At 39.7% G+C, this 4,475-nt stretch carries 7 protein-coding genes and 1 pseudogene; all 8 read left to right on the forward strand.

The genetic code is table 11. From position 1 onward, the window contains the following. Positions 1–1,509, forward strand: a 1,509-nt coding sequence (locus tag WA010_RS09560; protein WP_422556897.1) for a YgiQ family radical SAM protein, incomplete at its 5' end; no start/stop codon positions are given. A gap of 48 nt (positions 1,510–1,557) precedes the next feature. Continuing rightward, positions 1,558–1,977 carry a hypothetical protein gene (locus WA010_RS09565; RefSeq protein WP_422556898.1) on the forward strand — a complete coding sequence of 140 codons (420 nt, stop codon included), beginning with the start codon at positions 1,558–1,560 and terminating at the stop codon, positions 1,975–1,977. Positions 1,978–2,132: 155 nt separating this feature from the next. Continuing rightward, positions 2,133–2,393 (forward strand): hypothetical protein, encoded by a 261-nt coding sequence (locus WA010_RS09570; protein ID WP_422556899.1) that lies wholly within the window; start codon positions 2,133–2,135, stop codon positions 2,391–2,393. Between the two features lie 113 nt (positions 2,394–2,506). Then, a complete protein-coding gene (locus WA010_RS09575) occupies positions 2,507–2,890 on the forward strand; it encodes a hypothetical protein (RefSeq protein ID WP_422556900.1) in 384 nt (127 codons plus the stop codon). Then, entirely contained in the window at positions 2,880–3,182 is a 303-nt protein-coding gene (locus WA010_RS09580; RefSeq protein ID WP_422556901.1) for a hypothetical protein, read from the forward strand. The genes WA010_RS09575 and WA010_RS09580 overlap by 11 nt, the downstream gene beginning before the upstream one ends. A gap of 67 nt (positions 3,183–3,249) precedes the next feature. After that, the gene (locus WA010_RS09585; RefSeq protein ID WP_422556902.1) at positions 3,250–3,735 is read left to right on the forward strand and encodes a hypothetical protein; all 486 of its coding nucleotides are present in this window, start codon (positions 3,250–3,252) and stop codon (positions 3,733–3,735) included. A 179-nt stretch (positions 3,736–3,914) separates the two neighbouring features. Further along, positions 3,915–4,163, forward strand: coding sequence for an RNA-binding S4 domain-containing protein (locus tag WA010_RS09590; protein ID WP_422556903.1), 249 nt, complete (start codon positions 3,915–3,917; stop codon positions 4,161–4,163). After that, positions 4,160–4,475, forward strand: a pseudogene (locus WA010_RS09595) (anthranilate phosphoribosyltransferase); the annotation flags it as partial. The gene WA010_RS09590 and the pseudogene WA010_RS09595, both read left to right, overlap by 4 nt.

A 4,475-nucleotide genomic window follows, 5' to 3' on the forward strand; every position in this document is an offset into this window, starting at 1 on the left:
CCGAAACTCTTTTGGGGGGTGAGCGGCGGGAGCGTCGATTCGATGGTCTCTAACTATACCGCAACCAAAAAATTCCGCAACAGCGACGACTATACCCCAGGCGGTGTTAATAACGCGCGACCTGATCGTGCGACGTTGGTTTATACGAACCTGATCCGCAAATATTTCAAAAACACTGTTCCTATCGTCCTCGGAGGGATCGAAGCGAGTTTGCGCCGTGTTACCCATTATGATTACTGGACGAACAAACTGCGCAAACCGATCCTCTTTGATTCCAAAGCCGATTATCTGATTTACGGAATGGGGGAAGGGGCGATAGTCGCTCTTCCAAAAGCGTTATCAAACGGTGAATCCCCCCATAACATTAGAGGGGTGTGTTATATCGCTAAAGAGCCTCGTGATGGGTATTTGACCTTGCCATCTCATGCAGAGTGTTTGGAAAATAAAGAACGTTATATCGATCTCTTCGATATGTTTTATAACCATAACGACCCCATCTCGGCAAACGGGCTGTGTCAAGAGGTGGATGGACGATACGCGATCCAAAACCCTCCCGCCGATTATTTGGATGAGGGTGAGATGGACGCCGTGAGTGCCTTGCCGTTTACCCGTGAGCTTCACCCATATCATCGTCCCAAAGGTGCTGTGAAGTGTTTGGAGACGATCAAATTCTCCATCATGACCCATCAGGGGTGCTGGGGAGAATGTAATTTCTGCGCCATCGGGGTTCATCAGGGGCGTACCATCCGCACCCGTAGTGAGGAATCCATCCTAAAAGAGGCGACGCAGTTTACCGAGTACAAAGATTTCAAAGGGATAATCAGTGACGTCGGCGGTCCCACGGCAAACATGTACGGCTATGAGTGCGCCAAAAAGCTGGGGCACGGAACGTGCGATCATCAGCGGTGTGTCGACGACACCCATCTGTGCAAATCGATGAAGGTCGATCACACCCGTGTTATCAACCTCTTGCGTCGTTTGCGAGAAGTGCGCGGGATCAAAAAAGCGTTTGTCGCTTCGGGGGTGCGGTACGATCTCATCAACGAAGATAAACGTCAAGGGTATGAATACCTCAAAGAGATGGTGAAACATCACATCTCAGGACAGATGAAAGTCGCCCCTGAACACACCTCCGATCATGTTCTCCATTTGATGAACAAACCGGGGAAACAGACTCTTGTCGATTTTAAAAAGCTCTATGATCAGCTCAACCGCGAAGAGGGGAAAAAGCAATTTTTAACCTACTATCTCATCGCCGCCCATCCGGGATGTACCGAGAAAGATATGCACGATCTGAAACGCTTTACGAGTGATGAATTAAAGATGAATCCTGAACAAGCGCAGGTCTTTACCCCGACTCCAGGAACGTACTCTGCGGTGATGTACTACACCGAGATGGATCCGCAAACACGTAAAAAAATCTTCGTCGAAAAAGATACGGCGCGCAAAGAGAAACAAAAACAGATTGTTGTTCAAAAAGAGAGTTTTAAAAGTGGGTTTTCAAGTTAAAAATAATTTATTTTGTTATAATAAAGTGAATTTTAAATAAGGAAATTTATGAAAAATATTGTGAGTATTTTTATAGTGTTTTCCATGTCACTTTTCGGAGAAGATTTACAAAATAAGTCATGTCCGTCTCAAAACTTCGATGAATTTTTACGAATTTATACTGAAAACATAGCCACGCAAAAAAAATTTACGGATGAATCTATAATCAAAATATATCTTGATGCTGATGCCGATCCTGAACCAAAACAGATCATCAAAAAAGTTAATAGAAAAGATATTCATTTTCCACTGATTATGAATATCGCTGATCAAAAGAAGAACGGCTTAGTGCAAAAAGTAGAGAAACTTAGTAGTAGTCAAATTAAGTTGATATTGAATAAACCTGATACTGGTTGGCAAACAAATTATTTTTTTCGATATAAAGATGCATGTTGGAAGTTAGAAAAAATAGACGATCAATCAATGTAACCGCATTTCAAAGTAGAAGCATAGCTCATTATTATACCCTTCGACAGGCTCAGGGCGAACGGGATAATATTAAGTAAATGCAGGAGAAAAAAGGTTTACTCTCATTTAGCCGAAATAAGATAAAATATTTAACAAGAAAAATAAGGGGTTGAATCATGATAAGTTTATCTATTCAAGAACCGAAAATCGAGCATTTTTTTAAACATTCACAAGAAGAAGTGATAAAAGCATTGCGTTTTATCGTTGAACATGAGATCGACTACGGTGAACATTTAGATGAGCTTTCGACTGAACAAAAAAAAGAGCTCTCTGAGTCATGCCATATTGCCGATCTTGCCGTATTTAACGATACACAATCTCTCCACATATCTCATAGAATAGATATCGCATCTCTTGCGGATGATATCAATTTATGATCTGTTTTGATACGGATGTTCTCGTCCATTTTGTAGTTAAGAGTATAGTTGGCAATTTTAGTTAAATTCGATAGAATATCTCAATAGATAAAACAAAAAGGGTGGTGAGTATTATGCTTGAGACTATGTATAGCACATCGATTCAGGATAATTTATCACAACATATCAATAGTTTGATCGAGCATAGAAGCTACTATGAGCGTAATATTGATACCCTTGCCGATAATGAAGAAGTGGTGAAGCGGATTATGCTTTTGAATGCTTCTTATGTCTTTTTTGAGGATTTACTCCATTATCACTCCCATATGAACCTAACGAATACTATGATTGATTCGATGGTGATTAAAATGGATGATTTGATCGATGAATTTGAACCGTTGATCGCTATGAAATCTAAAAATGAGTTAATTCAACAATATTTTAATAAAGCTTCCATCTTTTACGACTTGTTGGTACGTGCGCAAGTTGAATTGGGATTTTATAAAGTTGAACGATAAGCTAATCGCTTTTGAAAGCGTTTTTGAACGGCAAAAATGTAAGCTGATCGAATCAGGTGCTTTAAATGCTGAACAAATTGATGAAACGATTAATCTCTATCTCCAAAACAAAACCGATCCACGACTGAAATATCATAAAATCGTCTGTAAAAAAGATAAATGCAGACGTAGTATTACGGTGCTCTATACCAATCAATCCTATAAAATTTTACTCTCAGAACAGCCAAATATGGTGGTATTTGTCTTTATTGGTCATCATAGTCGCTATGATCGGATTAATCATAACTGCTAGGATTGTCCTCAAGTGTTTTAAGAATGGGTTTGGGAGTTAAATGTTTCATCACAAAAGGAGGTTGTAAATGAAAATAAAATTATTGATGATACTTGCTGGTCTAATTCTATTGATTGGATTTTTTTATTTTTATGATTTTAATCGGGAAGGGCATGGATTGGAGATTGAGAATCATTCGGATGGCAATATCACAATATTAAAAATTGTCAATGATGATAAAGAATTAATTCTTCCAATAGGTGGAGGAATTTTAGAGCCAAAACCACATAATAAATATTCTTATGTTGGTGCATGTGATGTTTTATCGTCTGGACGTTATACGCCGGGTACGCTTAAAATTACCATTAAAAATGAAATTGGCGAAATAAAAACTGCTTCATGTATTTTAAAACGTTCAAGTAATGTGGGTAGCTCCTACGATAGTGAATTTATTGTTAAGTATATGGGTGATGATAAATTGATTTGCCAAAATATTGGTTTTGAAGGAGCTTCATGCGATTTTCCTGATCGAAGGTCAGGAATCAAAATTATAGATGTAAATACATCTTCTTAAATATCTTGTATAACTTACTTTTCCGCTCGTGGTGAGCTTGTCGAACCATGAACTACACACCCTTCGATAAGCTCAGGATGAACGGAATAAAATAAGTGGAACAATTTTTGCGCTCTTACCTCTCTTTTAGCTTTCATTACCTACAATAACCACTTCAAACTCAATACTACGGAACCTATTTGCGAATCGATAAATTTTTAAACGCCGTTAATCTGACCAAACGCCGTGTCGTTGCTCAGGATATGATCGGTGAGGGTGTCGTCTACATCAACGATAAAGCGGTGAAACCCGCTAAAAACGTGGCGGTAGGGGATATTATCACCCTCGTGTATCTCGAAAAACAGATGCGCTACGAAGTGCTTGCCATCCCGAGTATCAAATCGACCCCAAAATCTCAACAAAATCTCTATATCAAGGAACTCTCATGAATGCTACCAACGCGGATTTTGAAGCTCTCTTTGAACATCGCATGAGTGATGAAGAGATGCGGGAATTTTTATCGACTCTTCCTCTTAATGAATCTACTTCCTCTTTGATGATTGCAACGGCGGCAGAGGTGATGCGAAGTCACTCGATCATCCTCGAAGTACCAAGTGAGCTTAAGCCAAAACTGATCGATGTTGTGGGTACAGGGGGAGATAAAAGCGGCAGTTTTAATGTCAGCTCCACCGTCGCCCTCGTTCTTGCCGCATCGGGTGCCTATGTCGCTAAACACGGGAACCGTTCCATCACCTCCAAAT

Origin of the sequence: Sulfuricurvum sp., assembly GCF_049305995.1 — a bacterium.
Taxonomy (GTDB): domain Bacteria; phylum Campylobacterota; class Campylobacteria; order Campylobacterales; family Sulfurimonadaceae; genus Sulfuricurvum.